Consider the following 19,790-nt stretch of genomic DNA (forward strand, 5'->3'; position numbering starts at 1 on the left):
GGTCGCGCATTTTTACAACAAAAAAGGCGCGCGCCCCGCACCGGGACAACGCGCCAAGCCTGGTACAACCGGGTGCCGTGCGCCGGCGTTCAGCGCACGAGGAAACCGTAGGTCAGCGGATCACGCTCGTCGACGATCCAGTTCGCGAATCCGCAGATGTGCGCGCGGCCCTCCACTTCCGGGATCACGGCCGGGATGTCGCCGACCGTCGTCTCGCGCAGCACGCGCCCCTTGAACACCGTGCCGACGATCGACTCGTTGACGAGCGTGTCGCCGGCCGCGAGCAGGCCGCGCTGGTACAGCTGCGCGACGCGGCCGCCGGTGCCGGAGCCGGTCGGCGAGCGGTCGACCTCGCGATCCGCGAACACGCAGCAGTTCGCCTGCGTCGAGCCCGGATGGCGCGGCGCGTTCGCGATGATCGTGCCGTAGATATGGTTGATTTCGGGAATCTCGGGATGCACGACCGGATATTTCGCGTTCGCGGCGGCCTTCACTTCCGCGCCGAAGCGGATCAGCTTCTCCACCGCCGCCTCGCGCACCGGCAGGTCGAACGGCGCGCCGTCGACGTAGAAGTAGAACGCGCCGCCGTACGCGATGTCGCCGGTCACGGTGCCGAACGACGGCGTGTCGACCGACACGTCGCGCTGCCAGATGAACGACGGCACGTTGACGAAGCGCACCGGCCCCGCGTGCTCGCCATCCCATTTCACGAACGCCTCGATGAAGCCGCACGGCGCGTCGATGCCGACGCGCGTCTCCGGCACCGTGCGCTGCACCCAGCCGAGCTCGACCGCGGCGGTCGACAGCGCGATCACGCCGTGTCCGCAATGGTCGCTGTAGCCCTCGTTGTGCAGGAAGATCACGCCGAAATCCGCGTTCGGCGACACCGGCTCGGTCAGGTAGCCGCCGTACATGTCGGCGTGGCCGCGCGGTTCGAACATCAGCGCACGGCGGATCTCGTCGGCATGCTCCTTGAGCCACGCGCGGCGCTGGACGATCGTGTCGCCGGGCAGGCGCGGCAGCCCGCTCGTGACGATGCGGAACGCTTCGCCGCCGGTATGGACTTCGACGGTGGAAAGGGATCGGGAAATTTTCATGAGGATCGCAAGCGTGAAGACGAAGGACGGCGCGCCGGCGCCGTCCGGTGGCGGTTACTTCGCGTACGGCTCGGGCAGCCCGTTGCGGATCACGTAGACGGTGGTCGGCGCGCCCTTCAGGTCGCCGTGTTCGTCGAACGCATAGGTGCCCGCGACACCCGCATGATTCGACTTCGCCAGCTGCGCGATCAGCTTCGCCTTGTCGGTGATCGTGCCGGCCTTGACCATCGCATCGGCGAGCAGCTTCACACCGTCGTAGTAGTTGACGCCGTAGACCTGCGTGTCCGTGTGGTAGGTGTCGTGGTACTTCTTCAGGAATTCGCGGCCGGCCGGCGTCTTCTCGAGCGCGACGCCGCCCTGCGCGCAATAGACGATCGACGCGGCCTCGCCCGCGACCTTGCCCATGTCGGCCGAGCAGATGCCGTCGCCGCCGAGCAGCTTCGCGCGCAAGCCGCGCTGCTTCATCTGCTTCGCCATCGGCGCGCCCTGCGCCGCATAGCCGCCGAGGAAGATCACGTCGGGATTGCTGGCCTTGATCTTGGTGAGAATGCCGAGGAAATCGGTCGCCGACGAGTTCGTGTACTCCTGGTCGACGATCCGGATCCCGTTCGCCTTCGCGACGTTCGCGAACTGCTCCGCGACACCCTGCCCGTACGCGGTGCGATCGTCGATGACCGCGGCGGTCTTCGCGTTCAGCGTCTTCGCGGCGAAGGTGGCCATCGTGCCGCCGAGCTGTTCGTCGCTTGCGCCGATCCGGAAGATGTTCTTGAAGCCCTGGCGCGTGAGCGCCGGGTTCGACGCGACCGGCAGGATCGGCACGCCGGCGTTCGCATACACGCGCGACGCGGGAATCGCGACGCCCGAGTTGTACGGCCCGAGCACCGCGACGACGCCCTTGTCGACCAGGTTCTGCGCGACCTGCACGCCCGCCTTCGGGTCGGCCTGGTCGTCCTCGGACACCAGCTTGAACGTGACCGTCTTGCCGGCCACCTTCACGCCCGCCTTGTTGAGCTCGTCGACGGCGAGGCGCGCGCCGTTTTCGTTGTCCTTGCCGTTCGCGGCCTGCGGGCCGGTCAGCGGCGCCGAATGGCCGATCGCCACGACTTCCTGCGCGTGGGCGGATGTCAGCGCGCCGGCGGCAACGGCCACCGAGAGCGCGGTAACGAGGTGTCGCATGGTGTCTCCTGATTGGTTTTGTGCGAAACCAATGTAGGACACGTTTGGTTGCCACGCAAGCAGTTTCAAAATAATTTTTGCGATTCTGGTCAAATTTCAGACCAGAACGATGCGGCCTGCACTACTTCGGCGTGATGTCGCGCCGCACGCGGAGAATATGCTGCTCGACGTAGAACGCGGCTGCCTCGGCGTCACCGGACACGATCGCCTCGTAGATCAGCCGGTGCTCGGACACGTAGAGCCGGATCCGGCCCGCGTCATAGATGCCGTCGTCCTTCAACCGCTTCCACAGCGGCTGGTCCATGGTCTTCGCGACTTCGTCGGCGATCTTCACGATCAGCGCGTCGCCGGTCATCAGCGCGAGCTGCCGGTGGAACAGCCGGTCGCTCTCGTTCCACAGCGCGCGCTGCCGCGGGTCGTCGACATCGGTGATGGTTTCCATCTGCGCGAGATAGCCTTCGGCGACCGGATCGGCGCGGCCGTGCGCGGCCGCGAGGCGAGCGATCGCGGGCTCGAGGATGAGCCGCACGTCGAGCGTCGACGTCGGGCTGAAGTCCGCATCGGGCGCGCTTCGCGCGTCGCCGCGCCGCGCGAGCACGTCGAGCGGCGCCGGCACGACATAGGTGCCCGAATTGCGCTTCGTGAACACCAGCCCTTCGTTCTGCAGCGCGCCGAGCGCCTCGCGCACCGCCGGCCGGCCAACCTGGAACAGCGCCGCGAGCTCGCGTTCCGACGGCAGTCTCGAATCGGCCGCATAGCGTCCCGCGCGGATCTCGTCGCGGATCTTCTCCGCGACCTGCTCGTAGATCTGCAGCGGCCGGAAACCGGCTTCGAGGGATTCGTGACGCGCGGACATCATCTGGGGCTCCTGCCCGGTCGGGGTCGTGGTTCGGGACGGGGTGCGCACCATACCGGAGCGGCACCGGGGCCGGTATTGTACGACGGCCCATCTGGACCGATATTAGAACCAAAATCGGCAATCTGCTTGATTTTCCGGCTTGCCGGACGGCCAGCAACTGGTATAAATTTGATCCAGCCTGTCTGCCGGCGCGATTTCCGGCAACTTCCGTGGCGAGCGCGCCATGCGCCCGTCGTCCACGCCCACCGACACAACCGACCGACACGATGACCGCTCACTCCCGGATTCCCGCTTTCGATGCCGCCGAAACGGCCGCGCTGCTCGACTACCCGGCGCTGCTCGCGACGCTCACGCACACCGTCGCCGAGTATGCGGCCGGCGAGATCGTCAGCCCCGAACGGCTCGTCGTGCCGCTGCAGGCGGGCGGCGTGATGCTGTCGATGCCGTCGAGCGCGCGCGACCTCGCGAGCCACAAGCTCGTGAACGTGTGCCCCGGCAACGGTGCGCGCGGGCTGCCGACGATCCTCGGCCAGGTCACGGCATACGATGCGACCACGGGCGAGATGCGCTTCGTGCTCGACGGCCCGACGGTCACCGGGCGCCGCACGGCGGCCGTCACCGCGCTCGGCATCCAGGCGCTGCACGGCGCCGCGCCGCGCGACATCCTGCTGATCGGCACCGGCAAGCAGGCGGCCAATCACGCGGAAGCGCTCGCGGCGATCTTTCCGGACGCACGCCTGCACGTGCGCGGCTCGCGCGCCGACAGCGCGGCCGCGTTCTGCGCCGCGCACCGCGCGCAGGCGCCGCGGCTCGCACCGCTCGGCGGCGACGCGATTCCCGATGCGATCGATGTCGTGGTCACGCTGACGACGAGCCGCACGCCCGTCTATCGCGAAGCGGCGCGCGAAGGCCGCCTCGTGGTCGGCGTCGGCGCGTTCACCGCGGACGCCGCCGAGATCGACGCCGACACCGTGCGCCACAGCCGGCTCGTCGTCGACGATCCGGCCGGCGCGCGCCACGAGGCCGGCGACCTGATCGTCGCGCAGGTCGACTGGCAACAGGTCGCGTCGCTCGCCGACGTGCTGCGCGGCGCATTCGAGCGCAGCGGGCCGCTGCTGTTCAAGAGCGTCGGCTGCGCCGCATGGGATCTGGCCGCGTGCCGCACGGCACGCGATGCGCTGGACGCGCGCCAGCGCGGCTGATGCGCCCGCGGCGACGACCGGCAGCCACCGACTGCCCGCCGCACGATGCACCACGCACCACGCACGCCGGGCATCGCGGCACCGGCGTCGCCTCCTCTTTCCCATACGCGTTGTAGGAAACGACCTACAACGCGCCGAAGCGGCCTACACAAACTTCCAGTTCGGCCGATTTCATTTTTGGCGGCACAACACGATACTGCCGGCATGAATGCCAGCCTGTCACCCGCCGCCGCGCTCAGGGTGTTTCTCGTCGATCACGCGCTTGCCGTCCGGCAACGGATTGCGCTGCTCGTCGGCGCGATCGACGGTGTCGCGGTCGTCGGCGAAGCGGAGGACGGCCAGGACGCCTGGACGCACATCCGCAGCAGCCACGCGGACGTCGTACTCGTCGATCTGCGGCTCGCGGACGGCAGCGGCCTCGACCTGATCGGGATGCTGTCGAAGGCCACGCCGCGCGTCGTCACGATCGTGCTGACGAACCACTCGGCGCCGGCATTCAGAGAGGCATGCGCGACGGCCGGAGCCGACTACTTCTTCGACAAGACCGTCGAATTCGACGCCGCGTGCCACGTCATCGAATCCCTGGTGCACGCTCGCGCGCATCACCCCTGACCGAGCCGGAGTGACTCATGTCCACAGCCACCGCCTGCGCCGCCGCCCCATCCGTCGCGCCTCGGCCAACGATTCCGCTTCCCGCGGTCCCACGCAACGACGGCGCGAAACAACCCGCCGCGCGCTGTTCGGCTTGCCTGATGCGCTCGCTGTGCCTGCCGCCGCAACTGACCGCCGCCGAGTACGGCCGACTGGACGCGATCATCTGCTCGACGCGCCAGGTTCGCCAGGGCGACGCGCTGTTCCGCACCGACGATCCGTTCCACAGCTTCTACGCGGTGCGCGCGGGCTCGTTCAAGACGGTGATGATGCATCGCGACGGCCGCGAGCACGTGACCGGCTTCCAGATCGCCGGCGAAACGCTCGGCATGGACGGCATCGGCGGCGGCCAGCACTGCTGCGACGCGATCGCGCTCGAGGACAGCGTCGTGTGCGTCATCCCGTTCGGCGCGCTCGAGGCGGCGTGCCGTGAGATGAAGCCGATGCAGCATTTCCTCTACCAGATGCTGAGCAGCGAGATCGTTCGTGAATCGAGCCAGATGCTGCTGCTCGGCACGATGTCGGCGGAACAGCGGGTCGCGCATTTCCTGCTGAACCTGTCGTCGCGCTTCGAGGCGCGCGGCTATTCGGCATCGGAATTCAACCTGCGGATGACGCGCGAGGAGATCGGCTGCTATCTCGGCATGAAGCTCGAGACCGTCAGCCGGATGTTCTCGCGATTCCATCGGGATTCGCTCGTCGAAACGCGCGGCAAGCGCGTGCGGATCATCGACGCGCAGGCGCTCGCGCAGGTCTGACGCACGGCGCGGCGCCCATCATTGCGCGGTGACGCGCGTCGCGACCGCTTCAGGTTCGCCCGCCCGCCACGCGGACAGCACCCGCTCGGCCTGCGCGAACGCGCGGCCCATCGCCTCGATCACGTCGTCGCCCGTGCTGCACGGCAGCGATGCCGGCGCGCGATCGCGCATCAGCAGTTCGAGCAGCACGTCGTAAGTGCGGCTGCCGTCGACGCTCGCGTGCGACTCGATCAGCAGACGGCAATCTTCCAGCCGCGCGCGGAATCGTTCCAGCCGCACCAGCTGCACTCCCGCTTCTGCTTCCAGCGCGGCGGAACCCGCGAATCCGACGCAGACGATCTGCATGCCCACGCCCATGGCGCTCCTCCTGACGGGGTCGCCACTCGCCGACCGCGTGCCTGTCCCTGTGTGTCTCTGTCCTACGCGCGGCGCAATCGTCCAGCACGCAGCGCGATGACGGCCGCGGCGGTGATTGCCCTGGCGGCAGTGCATCCGTGCCTCCATCGGCGCGATGCGGTTCACACGCTGAATGTCTGCGACGTCTTCATTTCGATCCACGTCATTCCGGCCCGCAGCCCTTCGATCGCAGCCTCGTGCTCGGTCGGGTACGCGTGACTGTGCTCGAACGTATGATGAAAGCGCGCCGCGCCCGTGCCGTGCTCGACCGACACGCGGCAGCGGAACTCGCCGGATTCGCATGGCCGCGTCTCGACTTCGACCGACCAGTCGCGTTCATGAATCGTGCCTTGCAGTGTCATGCATCCTCCTGCGGTATCAGTCGTCCATCCGGAAGTGACCGCTGTGCAGCAACACCGGCCGGCCGCCGATTTCGTCGAGCATCCGTCGTGCCTTCGCCTCGATCGCCGGCCGGTGCGTTTCGAACGCATGCAGCAAATCCCGTTCGAGCAGCGACGGCGCACCGAAATGGTCTTCCAGCGCTTCGGCCGTGATCGCGCACTGCACGCAGCGGCCCTCGACCAGCGCCGAAAACGCGACGACCAGATCGCGCGCGCAGTATTCGGGCGGTTCCGGTGGAAAGACTATCTGCATGTGTCCGCCTGTCATCGTCGGGACGATTCATGACATGAGCATAGCGGCGCGCGCCACCGCACGCTTGACCCACGTCAACCGGTTCGCTGCGCCGCACGACGCGGCGCCCCGTCGCACGGCAGGACGGCGCTCAGCCTGCGTCCGCGTCGATCGCCGCACCGCGCTCCGCCAGCAGCTCGCGCAGCACGCTGCGATGGCAGCGGCGCTCGTCCTCGCAGTAGCAGCCGATCGAGAACGCGCTCGTCGCCGACAGCGCGGCGAGCAGGTCGAGCACCTTCGGCGCGTCGCCATGCGCCATCTCCGCGCGGAAGTGGCGCGTGAATGCGCGCCACTCGGCGTCGGTCTCGGCAGCCAGCGCCTGCGCGACGAGCTCGGGGCTCGGCGACAGCGTCGGCAGCCATACATCATAGTAGTTGCGCGACGCGAATTCCGCCTTGGGTACGCCGCGCGGCGGCCGCCGCACCGTGCCGATCCTCGGGCCCTCGCCGGCCGCGCGCGGCGTGCCGAGCCGTACGATTCGAATAGCCATGCCGCTCCTTCGTATGCGTTCGATTCCCCATCGTACCGCCGCCCCGCCGCCGCGCAACAAAAAACCGGCTGCCTCCACGGGGGAGACAGCCGGTTTCGGCGATGCGCCCGGGCGCCCGGAGGCGCGCCGGTCAGACGCCGCTCTTCAGCACCTTGCCGATTGCATCCGCGACGATGCCGACGTTCGAATCGTTCAGGCCCGCGACGCACATGCGGCCCGAACGCAGGATGTAGACGCCGTGCACGTCACGCAGCGCGTCGACCTGCGATTCGGTCAGGCCCGTGTACGTGAACATCCCGCGCTGCTTCACGTAGCGCGTGAGTGCTTCACCGCTGACGTGGTCGCGCAGGCCGTCGTGGATCGACTGGCGCATCCGCGCGATGCGGCGGCACATCGCGGCGAGCTCTTCCTCCCACTGCTTGCGCAGCGCGGGCGTGCCGAGCACGGCCGCCACGACCTTCGCGCCGTAGGTCTGCGGGTTGCTGTAGTTCGAGCGCACCGCGCCGGCCAGCTGGCCCAGCACGCGCTCGGCCGCGGCCGCATCCTCGCAGACGACGCTCAGGCCGCCGACGCGCTCGCCGTACAGCGAGAAGTTCTTCGAGAACGAGTTCGCGACGAGCGCCGGCACGCCGCGGCGGGCCAGTTCGCGCACCGCGAACGCATCCGCGTCGAGACCCGCGCCGAAGCCCTGGTACGCCATGTCGACGAACGGCAGCAGCCCGCGCGCCTCGATCACGTCGATCAGCTTCTCCCACTGGCCTTCGTCGAGATCGACGCCGGTCGGGTTATGGCAGCACGCGTGCAGCAGCACGATGCTGCGCGCCGGCAGCGCATCGATCGCCGCGAGCATCGCGTCGAACTTCAGGCCGCCCGTCGCTTCGTCATAGTACGGGTACGTGTTCACCGTGAAGCCCGCGCGCTCGAAGATGAAGCGGTGGTTTTCCCAGCTCGGGTCGCTGAGCCACACCTGTGCGTCCGGGAAGTAGCGCTTCAGGAAATCGGCGCCCACCTTCAGTGCGCCGGAGCCGCCGAGCGTCTGCACGGTCGCGATGCGGCCGGCCGCGCGCGCCGGGTGATCGGCGCCGAACACGAGCGCCTGCACGGCATCGCGATACGCGGCGAGGCCGATCATCGGCAGGTAGGGCTTCGGGCCGAGGTCGCGCTGCAGCGCGATTTCGGCTTCGCGCACGGCGCCCATCACGGGAATCCGGCCTTCGGCATCGAAATAGATGCCGATGCTCAGGTTGACCTTCTGATCGCGCGGATCTTTCTGGAAGTTCTCGTTGAGCGTCAGGATCGGATCGCCCGGGTACGCGTCGATGTGTTCGAACATGGCTATGTCGGTCTCGTTTGGGAGAAGGGTCGTGTTGCCTGTGTCAGCGGGCGGACGCGCCCTCGCGCATCGCGTAGTCCGCATTCTTCTGACGGAAGCGATACCCGATCGCGAGCACCGCGAGCCATACGGGGATCAGGTACACCGACAGGCGGAGATCCGGTGTCAGGTACATCACGACGAGAATGCCGGCCATGAACGCCAGGCACAGGTAATTCGTGAAAGGATAGCCCAGACTGCGGAAGGAAGTCTGCTCTGCCGCGATGCGCTTGGCCTGGCGGAACTTCAGGTGGATCAGCGTGATCATCGCCCAGTTGATGATCAGCGCCGACACGACGAGGCCCATCAGCACCTCGAACGCCTTGCCCGGCATGAAGTAGTTGACCAGCACGCACGCGCCGGTCGCGAGCGCCGACGCGCCGAGCGCGGCGAGCGGAATACCGCGCTTGTTCACCGAGCACAGCACCTTCGGCGCGTTGCCCTGCTTCGCGAGGCCGAACAGCATCCGGCTGTTGCTGTACACGCCGCTGTTGTAGACCGACAGCGCGGCCGTCAGCACGACCACGTTCAGCACGTTCGCGACCAGGTTGCTGCTCAGCGCGTGGAAGATCAGCACGAACGGGCTGCCGCCGGTGACGACCTTCTCCCACGGATACAGCGACAGCAGCACCGCCAGCGCGCCGATGTAGAAAATCAGGATCCGGTAGATCACCTGGTTGGTCGCGCGCGGAATGCTGCGCTTCGGATCGTCGGCCTCGGCCGCGGTGATGCCGATCAGCTCCAGGCCGCCGAACGAGAACATGATCGCCGCCATCGACATCACGAGCCCGGATACGCCGTTCGGGAAGAAGCCGCCGTGCTGCCACAGGTTCGCGATGCTCGCTTCCGGCCCCGCATGGCCGCTCGCGAGCAGCCAGCCGCCGAAGCCGATCATCCCGACGATCGCGGCGACCTTGATGATCGAGAACCAGAACTCCGTCTCGCCGTACGACTTCACGCTCGCCAGGTTGAGGAGGTTGATCGCGACGAAGAACACCAGCGCCGACACCCAGGTCGGCACGCCGGGCCACCAGTACTGCACGTAGATGCCGACGGCCGACAGCTCGGCCATGCTGACGAGGATGTACAGCACCCAGTAGTTCCAGCCGGACAGGAAGCCGGTGAAGTGACCGACGTACTTGTCGGCGAAGTAGCTGAACGAGCCGGCGACCGGCTCGTCGACGACCATCTCGCCGAGCTGGCGCATGATGAAGAACGCGACGACGCCGGCCACCGCGTAGCCGAGCAGCACGGACGGGCCGGCCATCCTGATCGTCTGCGCGATGCCGAGGAACAGCCCCGTGCCGAGCGCGCCACCGAGCGCGATCAGCTGGATGTGCCGGTTCTTCAGCCCCCGCTTCAGGCCGTCCTTCTCGTTTCCAGAAACCATGTCTTCTCCATTCTGCCCGCCTCCGCCGGAAGCGGTGCGGCGCGCCTCGGTGTGCCGGGCGCTGTTTTGCTGTGCCGGCGGCCGTTCGTGGAGCCGCCGGGTTGGGGACTGCAATCTTCGCGCGGCAACGCCCGATTCCGGTCGGCAGGCCCGCCGGACCGGCCGCCGGCCGTCGCCCTCGCCCGCATTGCCGCGGACGCACACGAAAATCCGGCGTCAGTTTAGCGTCGCGACGGCGAAATCGGGTTGCGTAACCCGCTCATGCAAACCCTACATTATGAGATAAGATTGCATCCAGGAGACAGATGAGGAAACAAAAATGCCTGAACCGGTTCTCGACCGCATCGATCGCCACTTGCTGTCGGTGCTGCAGGAGAACGGCCGCGCGTCGAACCTCGACCTGGCGAAGGCCGTCGGCCTGTCGCCTGCGCAGACGCTGCGGCGCCACCGCCGGCTGGAGGAGATCGGCGCGATCCGCCGCTACGAAACCCGGTTGTGCCCCGATACGCTCGGGTTCGGCGTCACTGCGTTCGTGCACGTGACGATGGAGCGCGGGCATATCCGCGACTTGTCGAAGTTCCAGAAGCTCGTGTCGGATCTCGCGCAGATCCAGGAATGTTTCTCGGTCACGGGCGATATCGACTACGTGCTGAAGGTCGTCGCGCACGACCTGAAGGGGCTCTCCACGTTCCTGCTCGAAACGCTGATGCGCATTCCCGGCGTGAGCGGCGTGCATTCGAGCGTGTGCCTCGATGAAATCAAGTGCACGAGTGCGATGCCCGTGGAAGCCTGATGCGCTGCCGCGCGATACGCCGGGCGGCGCGCGCGGCAGTCATGCTCAGCGCACCGCCTCGAACGCGCTGATCAGCAGCGCCCCGCAAGCAATCACCAGACACCCGATCGCGCGACGCGGCGTCAGCCGCTCGCCGAGGTACGCGCGCGCGATCAGCGCCGCGAACACCACGCTCGTTTCGCGCAACGCCGACACCGGCCCCATCGGCGCGCGATCCATCGCCCAGATCACGATCCCGTACGCGAGCGCCGCGCACACGCCGCCGCAGGCGGCCTTCGCCGTTTCGCCGACATCCCGCGCGAGCCGCAGCGGCCCCGCGCGCAGGCGGTAGTACGCGGCCATCAGCAGCCCGGTCAGGACGAACATCCATGCGGCATAGCCGACCGTGCTGCCGCTTTCCCGCACGCCGATCCCGTCGACCACGCTGTATGCGGCGATCGACACGCCGGTCGCGAACGCGGTCGGCAACACTTGCGTCATCCGGTGTTGCGCGCCGCGCCCGCGTTCGAGCCCGATCGTCATGATGCCGGCGCAGATCAGCACGAGTCCGCCTTGCGCGCCCGCGTTCAGGCGCTCGCCCGCGAACGCCGCCGCGCCCAGCGTGACGAGCAGCGGCGCGGTGCCGCGCGCGACCGGATACGCGACGCTCAGGTCGCCGTGCTCGTACGCGCGCACCAGCAGCAGCGTATAGACGACGTGGATCACCGCCGACGCGACGACGCAGGCCCAGCTCGCGGGCGTGATCGGCGCGGCGGCCGGCAGGAACAGCAGCGCGAACAGCCCGATCGCGATCTGCAGCACCGTGGCCGAGCGCAGCCGGTCGCCGCTGCTGCGCACGAGCGCATTCCATGACGCATGCAGGAAGGCGGCGCACAGGACGGCAAACAGGACGGGAATCGGCACGTTGAATCCTCGCTGACGGCCGGCAACGCGAAATCGTCGCCGCGGGCCGATCATCGTATGAATGCGTCACCCGATTGTCAAAAAAGCGCGCGGCGCGACATCGCGGACGAACCGGCCCGCCGCGCACTGCGGGCCGCCCCGCGCGGCATTCGCGGCTCCGGCCAGGCATGCCGCCGAATGTGTCGCCGAGGTTGCATCCGCTTCATCCCTTTCCGCTTTCTTTCGCCGCGCGTCGCGCCGTAATGGAACCGATACCGCAGAGCAACCGTCGCGAAACCGCTCCGCCCCCATATCTTCATGCCGTGCTGTTTCAATGCTGGTGCGCTGTCACGCGCTCCGCGCCGAACCGACACGGCGACGGGGCCGATCTCCACCATCGAAAACCTGCCTGGAGTTTCCCGATGTTTCGTCAAGCCTTGCTCGTCACCGCCTGCGCCGCCGCAGCGCTTGCGCTGTTCGCCTGCGGCGGCAGCGACGATCCGACGTCGACGCCCGCCGTGTCGTCTCAGGATGCGCTGCGGACCGCCACGCCGATCAAGCACGTCGTCGTGATCTACGGCGAAAACGTGTCGTTCGACCACTACTTCGGCACCTACCCGAACGCGTCGAACCCGTCCGGCGAACCGGCGTTCACCGCCAAGTCCGGCACGCCGACGGTCAACGGGCTGACGGGCACGCTGCTCACCGCGAACCCGAACTTCACGAACACGGCCAACGGCACCGACGCCGCGAACCCGTTCCGCCTCGACCGCACGCAGGCCGCGACCGCCGACCAGAACCACGCGTACACGGCCGAGCAGCAGGCCGAGGACAACGGCCTCGCCGACCTGTTCCCGAAGTACACCGGCAAGGGCTCGTCCGGCGGCGCCGGCGCGTTCGGCACGAAGGGCCAGGTGATGGGCTATTTCGACGGCAACACCGTCACCGCGCTGTGGAACTACGCGCAGCGCTTCGCGATGAGCGACAACGCGTATACGACGGTCTACGGCCCGTCGACGCCGGGCGCGCTGAACGTCGTGTCGGGCCAGACCAACGGGATGCAGATCGTCAAGGCGTCGAAGCAGCCGTCGACGCTCGCCGCCACCTCGTACTACGTCAACGACGGCCAGGGCGGCTTCACGATGATCAACGACGTCGACCCGGGCTACGACGTGTGCTCGAGCACGACCGACCAGGCGATGATGAGCGGCAAGAACATCGGCGACCTGCTGAACGGCGCGAAGATCACGTGGGGCGGCTTCATGGGCGGCTTCAACCTGTCGACGACCAACGGCAACGGCACGACGGGCTGTAACCGCAGCACCGTCGCCACCGCCGTGAACGCCGCGACGGCCGACTACATCCCGCACCACAACTGGTTCCAGTACTACGCGTCGACCGCGAACCCGCAGCACACGCGCCCGAGCGCGGTCGCGGCGATCGGTTCCAGCCTCGAAGCCGACGGCAAGACGGCCGAGCCGGCGAACCACCAGTACGACAGCGACGACTTCTTCGCGGCCGTGAAGGCCGGCAACTTCCCGTCGGTCAGCTTCCTGAAGGCGCCGGCCGCGCAGGACGCGCACGCGGGCTATTCGGATCCGCTCGACGAGCAGGCATTCGTGACGAAGGTCGTCAACTTCCTGCAGCAGCAGCCCGACTGGCAGAACACGGCCGTGATCGTCACCTATGACGACTCGGACGGCTGGTACGACCACGCGTACACGGCACCGACCCGTGCGTCGTCGGATGCAGTCGACCAGGTGAACGGCGACGGCAAGTGCGGCTCGGGCGGCACGACCGGCGTGAACGGCGGCACCGTGAACGGCCGCTGCGGTCCGGGCGTGCGCATCCCGCTGGTCGTGATCTCGCCGTATGCGAAGCAGAACTACGTCGACCACACGATGATCGACCAGGCGTCCGTCGTGCGCTTCATCGAGGACAACTGGCTCGGCGGCCAGCGCATCGGCGGCGGTTCGTTCGATGCGACGGCAGGCGACCTGCGCGGGCTGTTCGACTTCGCGTCGAAGCCGAATACGGCGCCGCTGTATCTCGATCCGACGCAAGGGACCGTGCTGAGCGCGGCGCCGTCGATCTGACCGGCAGTGCATGACCGGTAGCAGCAAGCAGCAGGCCGGCGCATCGTGCGCCGGCCGTTTCCATTTGACGCGCCGCCTTCTACGCGGCGCCCGACTTTCGACCGACAGCATGACAGCTCGTCCCGCGTTCCCGCCTCCCGACGCATCCGGCGCCGCCGCGCCGCGTTCCCCTGCCCGCGTGCTGCGCCGCGCGGCGTTCGTGCTCGGCGCGGCCGTACTCGGCTACGGCGTGTTCGCGATCGCGTTCCCGGCCCGCACGCCGGCGGCGATCGGCGACGTCGTCGCCGGCTGGACGGGCGCGAATCCGCATCCGGTCGTGCTGCAGCGCCCTGCCGCGCAGCCGCTGTCCGCGGTCGCGCGGCTCGGTCGTGCGCTGTTCTTCGATCCGTCGCTGTCGGCCTCCGGCAAGCAATCGTGCGCGTCCTGCCACAGCCCCGATCATGCGTACGGGCCGCCGAACGCGCTGGATGTCCAGCCGGGCGGCCTCGCGATGACACAACACGGGTTTCGCCCGCCGCCGTCGCTGATGTACCTGTACCGCCAGCCGAACTTCAGCATCGGCCCCGATGCCGGCGAAAACGACGCCGCGCCGAGCGTCGCGCAGCAGGCCGCAGCCGCGGCCGGCGTCGTCAAGGCGCAGAAGGTGGCCGGCGCGTCGGCCGCGCCGCAGCTCGTGCCGCAGGGCGGGATGTTCTGGGACGGCCGCGCCGATACGCTGCAGCAGCAGGCGTTCGGACCGCTGCTGAATCCGGTCGAGATGGCGAATGCGGGCATCGACGACGTCGCACGCAAGCTCGCGCAGTCGTCGCATCGCACACGGTTCGAGCAGTTGTTCGGCGCGCGCGTGTTCTCCAGCCCGCAGCTTCTGGTGTCGGAGGCGATGTTCGCGATCGCGCGGTATCAGGTCGAGGATCCGTCGTTCCATCCGTACGACAGCAAGTACGACCGCTGGCTCGAGGGCCGTGCGCGCTTGACGCAGGCCGAGTTGCGCGGGCTGCGGCTCTTCAACGATCCGGACAAGGCGAATTGCGCGGGCTGCCACCTGTCGAAGCCCGGCAAGGACGGCCTGCCGCCGATGTTTACCGACTACCAGTACGAGGCGCTCGGCGCGCCGCGCAACCAGGCGCTCGCGCAGAACCGCAACCCGGCGTTCTACGATCTCGGCGTGTGCGGGCCGTTCCGCGACGACCTGAAGGACCAGACGCAGTATTGCGGGATGTTCCTCACGCCGACGCTGCGCAACGCGGCGACGCGCCACGTGTTCTTCCACAACGGCGTGTTTCATACGCTCGACCAGGTGATGGCGTTCTACAACGAGCGCAGCATCTCGCCGCAGAAGTTCTATTCGCGCGGCGCGGACGGCAAGGTCGACGAATACGACGACATTCCGGCGAAGTACCGTGCGAACGTCGACGTGACGGATGCACCGTTCGACCGCAAACCCGGCGAGAAGCCCGCGATGACCGCGCAGGACATCAAGGATATCGAAGCGTTTCTCGGCACGCTGACCGACGAGCCGGCACGCTGAGCATCGGCCATCCGCCGCGCTTCGTCAGCAGCGCGCGCGGATGCAGAGGAAGGCCGGCGCCAGCGACAGCTCCGCGTGGAGCCGCGCCGACACGGCCTTCATCCCGGGCAGCGGCGTGGGTTCGACGAACCGGTCGAGCCGCCAGCCGGCGTCGGCGAGCGCGTTCAGGATGTCGCCGAGCGGCCGGCGCCATGCTTCGACATAGGGCTTCGGTTCGCCGAAACCCGACCAATGGAAGTCGAAACGGCTCGTCTCGAAGTACGTGCCGTCGCCGCGCGTGCGCTCGTCCATCCAGTCGCGCATCGGATGCGCCATCGAGAACACCAGCGTCGCGCCCGGCCGCGCGACGCGCCGGAATTCGCGCAGCGTCGGCGCGAGATCGCGCACGTAGTCGAACGCGAGCGAACACAGGATCTTGTCGAACGCATGGTCGGGCAGCCAGTCGAGCGGCGCGGCGAGATCGCCCTCCGCGACGTCGACCGCGAGCCCCGCACAGCGCGTTCTCGCAAGCGCGACCATCTCGGGCATGAGGTCGAACGCGTGGACGGTCGCGCCGTGGCGCGCGAGGTGCTCGCTGCAGATGCCGGGCCCGCAGCCGGCGTCGAGCACCGTCAGGCCGTCGACGTCGCCGAGCAGCGCCAGCGTCGCCGGCCGCTCGTAGAGCGCGTTGTGCGCCTTGGTCGGCGCGATGTCCGCGTAGCGTTGCGCGAAGGCCGCATACACGCGGCGGGCGGACGGTTCGTTCGGATCGGTCATGCGGCATCCGTCGGCGGGAATCGGGGGTTCGATTCTGCACGATCGGGGGGCGGATGGCGATGTTCGGCGTGCCGGTGCTGCGGCGCCTGCGGACTAGCGCGGGTTCTCGGCCCGATACGTGCTGTTCGGGCGCAGGACGAGTTTCTTCGCGGCGGCATCCAGTTCCTTGCCGTGATACAGGTCCATGCACTTCAGGTAGTCGAATTTGACGTCCTTGATTTCCGATTCGACAACCGGATTCCGGTAATCGCGTCCAAGGTACTTCGCCAGCAGCGCATGAACGACATCTGGCGCACGCTCCATGTCGTAGTAGGTCCAGTCGCGCAACGCATTGACGCTACTACCGATATCCTTGCCCACCCCAGGCGCCGGCTTGTATGCAGTAGCCAGGCACTCAGCAAGCACCATGTCCTTGAAGTTCTGGAGGTAGGTGCGTGAGCCTGCCTCCGGCGAAGCGTGAGCCACTTCCTTCCCTGAAACCATCGCAGGTTGAATCGCAACGCATGCCAGCATGACTGTGACCTGCCCACATTTGGTGCGGCGGCATTCTAATATCGGCCGCGAACGTCGCCTGCCGATCGCGCGGAATATCCAGATCCATTGCCGCCGAGCTCTCCGTTGCTCGTGCCATTCGCGCGTCGTGCAAAAAGCAAGAGGAAACGGCAAGCCGCGAAAGTTTACAAGCCGCTCACGCCGGCTTGTGTGTAATGGAATGGGTAAATGGAGACCTCTGAGCGCCCACAAAAACAAGCATAACGCATGCATTATATTTTCCATCAAAAACATCAATTGTTGATATTTCTTGCCGGAGGCTATTCTGGCCGCACCCGACGCGTGACGGTGGTTACTGTTCAACAGCTCGGGGGATGATTGCCAACCAGTCCTGCCGACGCTTATGTCACATTCTGAGATTATCGAATGGCTTGCGCGCTTCGCCCCCCATCCGGCAGCGCCGCAATGGCGGGAGCGCGTTCGCCGGTGCGTCGGCGCGCTCATCGGTATCGCATTTACAGGCCTTGCAACCCACGTGTTGTTCGGCCAGGCGGGGAACATCCCGCTCCTCGTCGCCCCCATGGGCGCGTCGGCCGTGCTTTTATTCGGAGCCTCGGACAGTCCGCTGGCCCAGCCGTGGTCGATCATGGGGGGCAACCTTGTTTCGGCCTTCGCGGGTGTGGCCTGTGCGCGATGGATTGAAGACCCTGTCACCGCTGCGTCTGTCGCCATTGCACTCGCCATCTGCGCGATGTTTGCCTGCCGATGCGTGCATCCTCCTTCGGGTGCCGTCGCATTGACCGCAGTGCTCGGCGGTCCCGCCGTACATGCGCTGGGCTTTAGCTTCGTCATCGTGCCGATCGCATTCCAGTCAGCCGCATTGCTGTCCTTGGCGCTGGCCTTTCATGCGCTCACGAGACATCGCTACCCGCGCGCAATGGCAGCCGCGGCGCTCGATGCGAACCATACAGGTGCACCAGGTCCCGGGGCGACGATATTGGGAGCGTCGCCCCAATCAGGAAGGGAGACGTTCATTGGCGCGCGTGGCAAGACGTTCGAAGAACTCACCTGCGAAGACGTCATGTCCACAACAGTCCGCGCTGTGCCTGCGTCGATGGAACGAAAAGCAGCATGGGAACTGCTCAAGCGTCATCGTGTATCGATGCTGCCTGTCGTTGACGCGATGAATCGCGTGGTCGGCATGGTGACGCACCACGAACTTGCGGATCTGCCTCCGGCCGGCATCTCGCGCGCATGGCGTGCACTGCGCCGAGATTTTGTGCGCCGTTCGGGAATCGTCGAAGAAACAGTGGAGGCCGTCATGGCCGACTGTATCCATGCGGTTCATCTGGCGACGCCGCTGGCTAGCCTCGTACAAGTATTCACAGACCATGCGTATCACGATGTGCCCGTGTTGAACGATGACAGACGGCTCGTCGGTGTGGTCAAGCATTCGGATATGATCCGGTGGCTCCATCGTGAAGCACGAGCCGCTCGATTTCTCGTCGATGCCGGTTGAGCGTGCGTAATGTGATCGCCGTAGAAGTGTCCGAGTCAACCGTCGACCGGCATCCAGTCGAGCCGCTCTCCTCTACCGCGCCCACGCCCCCCGCTTACTGCTACACCGCCTTCAATGCTGACGGAGGTGAAAATACAGCACTACATGGCGGCGCACGCTCGAGTTAAGCATAAAGCGACCAATCACAAGCGGCCCTTGTGGCCGCCGGTGGTCCGTGAGTTGTTTCAGAACGGGAGGTCGATGTCATCGGGCCCCGGGGCGATCGTTGCTGGCGCCCCGGGTCAGGAGGTTGGAGCAGATTCCATTTCCCTCAGGAGACGCTGGCAACTTCCGGCGTCGCACGAGCAACCGGCAACGGCCGCTGCTGCGCAATCTGTTCGCGGAGCTTGATCAGCGCCAGCACCGTATCGATCGTCGGCGTCGCCTGTCCAACGAGCCGGCCCATTTCCTGCACGACGGTCAGAAGCGGGTCGATCTCCATGGGACGGTTGGCTTCGAGGTCCTGCAACATGGACGTCTTGTGTGCCCCCACCGCACCAGCACCGTCGATGCGCCTTTCGACGTCGACACGGAAATGCACGCCGAAGCGATCGGCGATCGTCTTGGCTTCAAGCATCATCGTCTTCGATACTGCTCGCGTCGCCGGGTGACTGGTAATGACGTCGAGCGTTGCATGGGTCAACGCGCTGATCGGATTGAAGCAAAGGTTACCCCAGAGCTTCAGCCAGATCTCATCGCGGATATTGTCGCGGATAGGCGCATCCAGATCTGCCGCAGTCATGATCTCATGCAGTTTCTGGATTCTGTCGGTGCGCTCGCCGCTGGCCTCGCCGATCGGGAATTTGTTGCCGTAGACATGGCGAACCACGCCCGGTTCGACGATTTCCGCTGCCGGGTACACCACACAACCGATCGCACGTTCCGGCCCAAGCACGTTCCACTGCTTGCTGCCCGGGTCGACGCTTTCGAGCGTGGTACCGGCAAATTCGCCACCATGCTTGTGGAAGTACCAATAGGGAATGCCGTTGACTGCGGTGACAATCGCCGTGTCGGGCCCCAGCAGAGGCTGCATCAGGTCAACCACGCCCGCCACCGAATGCGCTTTCAGTGCAACGATCACATAATCCTGCGGACCAAGCTCACGCGGATCCGATGTACAACGCACCCTCACGACGCGTTCGTCACCGCCGATCTGCAAACGTACACCGTTTGCCCGCATGGCGGCGAGGTGGGGACCACGCGCCACTAAACTTACCTCCGCGCCGGCAGACGCGAGTTGCGCGCCAACGTACGCACCGATCGCACCGGCGCCATAAATGCAGACCTTCATCTGTCTCTCCTTGCTCCAAAGTCACGAATGTTGTCTCTTCAATTCAGCTCGTGCCTTGCACAGGCTTTCAGCGGCAAGCGCAGGCTGCGCATCATGTTGCAGTCACGCTTCGCACCGCTGCTGGCCTACACGTCTATGTTTGAGCGGGCATCAGCTCGGAGCGATACCCCGCAAGCGCCAGTCGCACGATCGGACACAATGCCTGACCGTTTGCCGTATCGAGCGCCGCCAGCAGCGCACGCCGCATCCGCGGCTCCCAGAAGCGCCGGATATGCTCGGCGATTCCGGCCAGCGCTTCTTCGCGATCGGG

At 66.8% G+C, this 19,790-nt stretch carries 21 protein-coding genes; 7 read left to right on the plus strand and 14 right to left on the minus strand.

The features are described from left to right. Positions 1 to 89 precede the first annotated feature (89 nt). The 3 genes from lhpH to DIE21_RS17625 all read right to left on the minus strand — a co-directional run bounded on the left by lhpH (position 90) and on the right by DIE21_RS17625 (position 3,132). Positions 90 to 1,097: a trans-3-hydroxy-L-proline dehydratase gene (gene lhpH, locus DIE21_RS17615; protein ID WP_124498899.1), complete on the minus strand. Its 1,008-nt coding sequence runs from the start codon at positions 1,095 to 1,097 to the stop codon at positions 90 to 92. A gap of 54 nt (positions 1,098 to 1,151) precedes the next feature. After that, positions 1,152 to 2,273, minus strand: a complete 1,122-nt coding sequence (locus DIE21_RS17620; RefSeq protein ID WP_124498900.1) for a branched-chain amino acid ABC transporter substrate-binding protein — start codon at positions 2,271 to 2,273, stop codon at positions 1,152 to 1,154. Between the two features lie 121 nt (positions 2,274 to 2,394). After that, positions 2,395 to 3,132, minus strand: a complete 738-nt coding sequence (locus tag DIE21_RS17625; RefSeq protein WP_124498901.1) for a FadR/GntR family transcriptional regulator — start codon at positions 3,130 to 3,132, stop codon at positions 2,395 to 2,397. A gap of 266 nt (positions 3,133 to 3,398) precedes the next feature. On the opposite strand from DIE21_RS17625, the gene lhpI reads away from it, so the two are divergent. The 3 genes from lhpI to DIE21_RS17640 all read left to right on the plus strand — a co-directional run bounded on the left by lhpI (position 3,399) and on the right by DIE21_RS17640 (position 5,743). Then, complete coding sequence (gene lhpI, locus DIE21_RS17630; RefSeq protein ID WP_124498902.1) at positions 3,399 to 4,334, plus strand: bifunctional Delta(1)-pyrroline-2-carboxylate/Delta(1)-piperideine-2-carboxylate reductase; 936 nt, start codon at positions 3,399 to 3,401, stop codon at positions 4,332 to 4,334. Positions 4,335 to 4,538: 204 nt separating this feature from the next. After that, positions 4,539 to 4,946, plus strand: coding sequence for a response regulator transcription factor (locus DIE21_RS17635; RefSeq protein WP_124498903.1), 408 nt, complete (start codon positions 4,539 to 4,541; stop codon positions 4,944 to 4,946). 17 nt (positions 4,947 to 4,963) lie between these two features. Then, a complete protein-coding gene (locus tag DIE21_RS17640; protein ID WP_124498904.1) occupies positions 4,964 to 5,743 on the plus strand; it encodes a helix-turn-helix domain-containing protein in 780 nt (259 codons plus the stop codon). A gap of 18 nt (positions 5,744 to 5,761) precedes the next feature. Here the strand turns inward: DIE21_RS17640 and DIE21_RS17645 are convergent, their stop codons facing one another. The 6 genes from DIE21_RS17645 to DIE21_RS17670 all read right to left on the minus strand — a co-directional run bounded on the left by DIE21_RS17645 (position 5,762) and on the right by DIE21_RS17670 (position 10,084). Next, positions 5,762 to 6,100: a metal ABC transporter ATPase gene (locus DIE21_RS17645; RefSeq protein WP_124498905.1), complete on the minus strand. Its 339-nt coding sequence runs from the start codon at positions 6,098 to 6,100 to the stop codon at positions 5,762 to 5,764. A gap of 161 nt (positions 6,101 to 6,261) precedes the next feature. Then, entirely contained in the window at positions 6,262 to 6,501 is a 240-nt protein-coding gene (locus DIE21_RS17650) for a UDP-glucose 4-epimerase (protein WP_124498906.1), read from the minus strand. A 16-nt stretch (positions 6,502 to 6,517) separates the two neighbouring features. Further along, entirely contained in the window at positions 6,518 to 6,808 is a 291-nt protein-coding gene (locus DIE21_RS17655) for a DUF1488 domain-containing protein (RefSeq protein WP_124498907.1), read from the minus strand. Positions 6,809 to 6,923: 115 nt separating this feature from the next. Continuing rightward, positions 6,924 to 7,322 (minus strand): DUF488 domain-containing protein, encoded by a 399-nt coding sequence (locus DIE21_RS17660; protein WP_124498908.1) that lies wholly within the window; start codon positions 7,320 to 7,322, stop codon positions 6,924 to 6,926. 130 nt (positions 7,323 to 7,452) lie between these two features. After that, positions 7,453 to 8,655, minus strand: a complete 1,203-nt coding sequence (locus tag DIE21_RS17665) for an amino acid aminotransferase (protein ID WP_124498909.1) — start codon at positions 8,653 to 8,655, stop codon at positions 7,453 to 7,455. Between the two features lie 43 nt (positions 8,656 to 8,698). Further along, entirely contained in the window at positions 8,699 to 10,084 is a 1,386-nt protein-coding gene (locus tag DIE21_RS17670) for an amino acid permease (RefSeq protein WP_124498910.1), read from the minus strand. Positions 10,085 to 10,403: 319 nt separating this feature from the next. On the opposite strand from DIE21_RS17670, the gene DIE21_RS17675 reads away from it, so the two are divergent. Then, positions 10,404 to 10,877, plus strand: a complete 474-nt coding sequence (locus DIE21_RS17675) for an Lrp/AsnC family transcriptional regulator (protein ID WP_077219217.1) — start codon at positions 10,404 to 10,406, stop codon at positions 10,875 to 10,877. A 45-nt stretch (positions 10,878 to 10,922) separates the two neighbouring features. Here the strand turns inward: DIE21_RS17675 and DIE21_RS17680 are convergent, their stop codons facing one another. Continuing rightward, entirely contained in the window at positions 10,923 to 11,834 is a 912-nt protein-coding gene (locus DIE21_RS17680; RefSeq protein WP_124498911.1) for an EamA family transporter, read from the minus strand. A gap of 347 nt (positions 11,835 to 12,181) precedes the next feature. Between DIE21_RS17680 and DIE21_RS17690 the strand changes: the two genes are divergently transcribed. Further along, positions 12,182 to 13,855 (plus strand): phospholipase C, encoded by a 1,674-nt coding sequence (locus tag DIE21_RS17690; RefSeq protein WP_124498912.1) that lies wholly within the window; start codon positions 12,182 to 12,184, stop codon positions 13,853 to 13,855. Positions 13,856 to 13,964: 109 nt separating this feature from the next. Then, on the plus strand, positions 13,965 to 15,383 hold the full coding sequence (locus tag DIE21_RS17695) for a cytochrome-c peroxidase (RefSeq protein WP_124498913.1): 1,419 nt from the start codon (positions 13,965 to 13,967) through the stop codon (positions 15,381 to 15,383). 24 nt (positions 15,384 to 15,407) lie between these two features. On the opposite strand, the gene DIE21_RS17700 is transcribed toward DIE21_RS17695, so the two are convergent. Then, the gene (locus tag DIE21_RS17700; protein WP_124498914.1) at positions 15,408 to 16,139 is read right to left on the minus strand and encodes a class I SAM-dependent methyltransferase; all 732 of its coding nucleotides are present in this window, start codon (positions 16,137 to 16,139) and stop codon (positions 15,408 to 15,410) included. A gap of 93 nt (positions 16,140 to 16,232) precedes the next feature. Then, entirely contained in the window at positions 16,233 to 16,652 is a 420-nt protein-coding gene (locus DIE21_RS17705) for a type VI secretion system amidase immunity protein Tai4 (RefSeq protein WP_124498915.1), read from the minus strand. Positions 16,653 to 17,034: 382 nt separating this feature from the next. Between DIE21_RS17705 and DIE21_RS17710 the strand changes: the two genes are divergently transcribed. Beyond that, positions 17,035 to 18,150 carry an HPP family protein gene (locus DIE21_RS17710; protein WP_124498916.1) on the plus strand — a complete coding sequence of 372 codons (1,116 nt, stop codon included), beginning with the start codon at positions 17,035 to 17,037 and terminating at the stop codon, positions 18,148 to 18,150. Positions 18,151 to 18,460: 310 nt separating this feature from the next. Here DIE21_RS17710 and DIE21_RS17715 read toward each other — a convergent pair whose 3' ends face one another. Both DIE21_RS17715 and DIE21_RS17720 read right to left on the minus strand, forming a co-directional pair. Beyond that, positions 18,461 to 19,480 carry a 2-dehydropantoate 2-reductase gene (locus DIE21_RS17715; RefSeq protein WP_124498917.1) on the minus strand — a complete coding sequence of 340 codons (1,020 nt, stop codon included), beginning with the start codon at positions 19,478 to 19,480 and terminating at the stop codon, positions 18,461 to 18,463. A 133-nt stretch (positions 19,481 to 19,613) separates the two neighbouring features. After that, a partial coding sequence (locus DIE21_RS17720; RefSeq protein WP_124498918.1) for a formate dehydrogenase subunit delta occupies positions 19,614 to 19,790 on the minus strand: 177 nt, incomplete at its 5' end.

Origin of the sequence: Burkholderia sp. Bp9140, assembly GCF_003853425.1 — a bacterium.
In the GTDB taxonomy this organism is placed as follows: domain Bacteria; phylum Pseudomonadota; class Gammaproteobacteria; order Burkholderiales; family Burkholderiaceae; genus Burkholderia.

Excerpts from the sequence above, each read along its gene's own strand:
- DIE21_RS17665 (WP_124498909.1), bottom strand. The coding sequence starts at position 8,655 with ATGTTCGAACACATCGACGCGTACCCGGGCGATCCGATCCTGACGCTC.
- DIE21_RS17645 (WP_124498905.1), bottom strand. The coding sequence starts at position 6,100 with ATGGGCGTGGGCATGCAGATCGTCTGCGTCGGATTCGCGGGTTCCGCC.
- DIE21_RS17650 (WP_124498906.1), bottom strand. The coding sequence starts at position 6,501 with ATGACACTGCAAGGCACGATTCATGAACGCGACTGGTCGGTCGAAGTC.
- DIE21_RS17695 (WP_124498913.1), top strand. The coding sequence starts at position 13,965 with ATGACAGCTCGTCCCGCGTTCCCGCCTCCCGACGCATCCGGCGCCGCC.
- DIE21_RS17635 (WP_124498903.1), top strand. The coding sequence starts at position 4,539 with ATGAATGCCAGCCTGTCACCCGCCGCCGCGCTCAGGGTGTTTCTCGTC.
- lhpH (WP_124498899.1), bottom strand. The coding sequence starts at position 1,097 with ATGAAAATTTCCCGATCCCTTTCCACCGTCGAAGTCCATACCGGCGGC.
- DIE21_RS17655 (WP_124498907.1), bottom strand. The coding sequence starts at position 6,808 with ATGACAGGCGGACACATGCAGATAGTCTTTCCACCGGAACCGCCCGAA.
- DIE21_RS17620 (WP_124498900.1), bottom strand. The coding sequence starts at position 2,273 with ATGCGACACCTCGTTACCGCGCTCTCGGTGGCCGTTGCCGCCGGCGCG.
- DIE21_RS17640 (WP_124498904.1), top strand. The coding sequence starts at position 4,964 with ATGTCCACAGCCACCGCCTGCGCCGCCGCCCCATCCGTCGCGCCTCGG.
- lhpI (WP_124498902.1), top strand. The coding sequence starts at position 3,399 with ATGACCGCTCACTCCCGGATTCCCGCTTTCGATGCCGCCGAAACGGCC.
- DIE21_RS17710 (WP_124498916.1), top strand. The coding sequence starts at position 17,035 with ATGTCACATTCTGAGATTATCGAATGGCTTGCGCGCTTCGCCCCCCAT.
- DIE21_RS17680 (WP_124498911.1), bottom strand. The coding sequence starts at position 11,834 with ATGATCGGCCCGCGGCGACGATTTCGCGTTGCCGGCCGTCAGCGAGGA.
- DIE21_RS17625 (WP_124498901.1), bottom strand. The coding sequence starts at position 3,132 with ATGATGTCCGCGCGTCACGAATCCCTCGAAGCCGGTTTCCGGCCGCTG.
- DIE21_RS17705 (WP_124498915.1), bottom strand. The coding sequence starts at position 16,652 with ATGCTGGCATGCGTTGCGATTCAACCTGCGATGGTTTCAGGGAAGGAA.
- DIE21_RS17690 (WP_124498912.1), top strand. The coding sequence starts at position 12,182 with ATGTTTCGTCAAGCCTTGCTCGTCACCGCCTGCGCCGCCGCAGCGCTT.
- DIE21_RS17715 (WP_124498917.1), bottom strand. The coding sequence starts at position 19,480 with ATGAAGGTCTGCATTTATGGCGCCGGTGCGATCGGTGCGTACGTTGGC.
- DIE21_RS17660 (WP_124498908.1), bottom strand. The coding sequence starts at position 7,322 with ATGGCTATTCGAATCGTACGGCTCGGCACGCCGCGCGCGGCCGGCGAG.
- DIE21_RS17675 (WP_077219217.1), top strand. The coding sequence starts at position 10,404 with ATGCCTGAACCGGTTCTCGACCGCATCGATCGCCACTTGCTGTCGGTG.
- DIE21_RS17670 (WP_124498910.1), bottom strand. The coding sequence starts at position 10,084 with ATGGTTTCTGGAAACGAGAAGGACGGCCTGAAGCGGGGGCTGAAGAAC.
- DIE21_RS17700 (WP_124498914.1), bottom strand. The coding sequence starts at position 16,139 with ATGACCGATCCGAACGAACCGTCCGCCCGCCGCGTGTATGCGGCCTTC.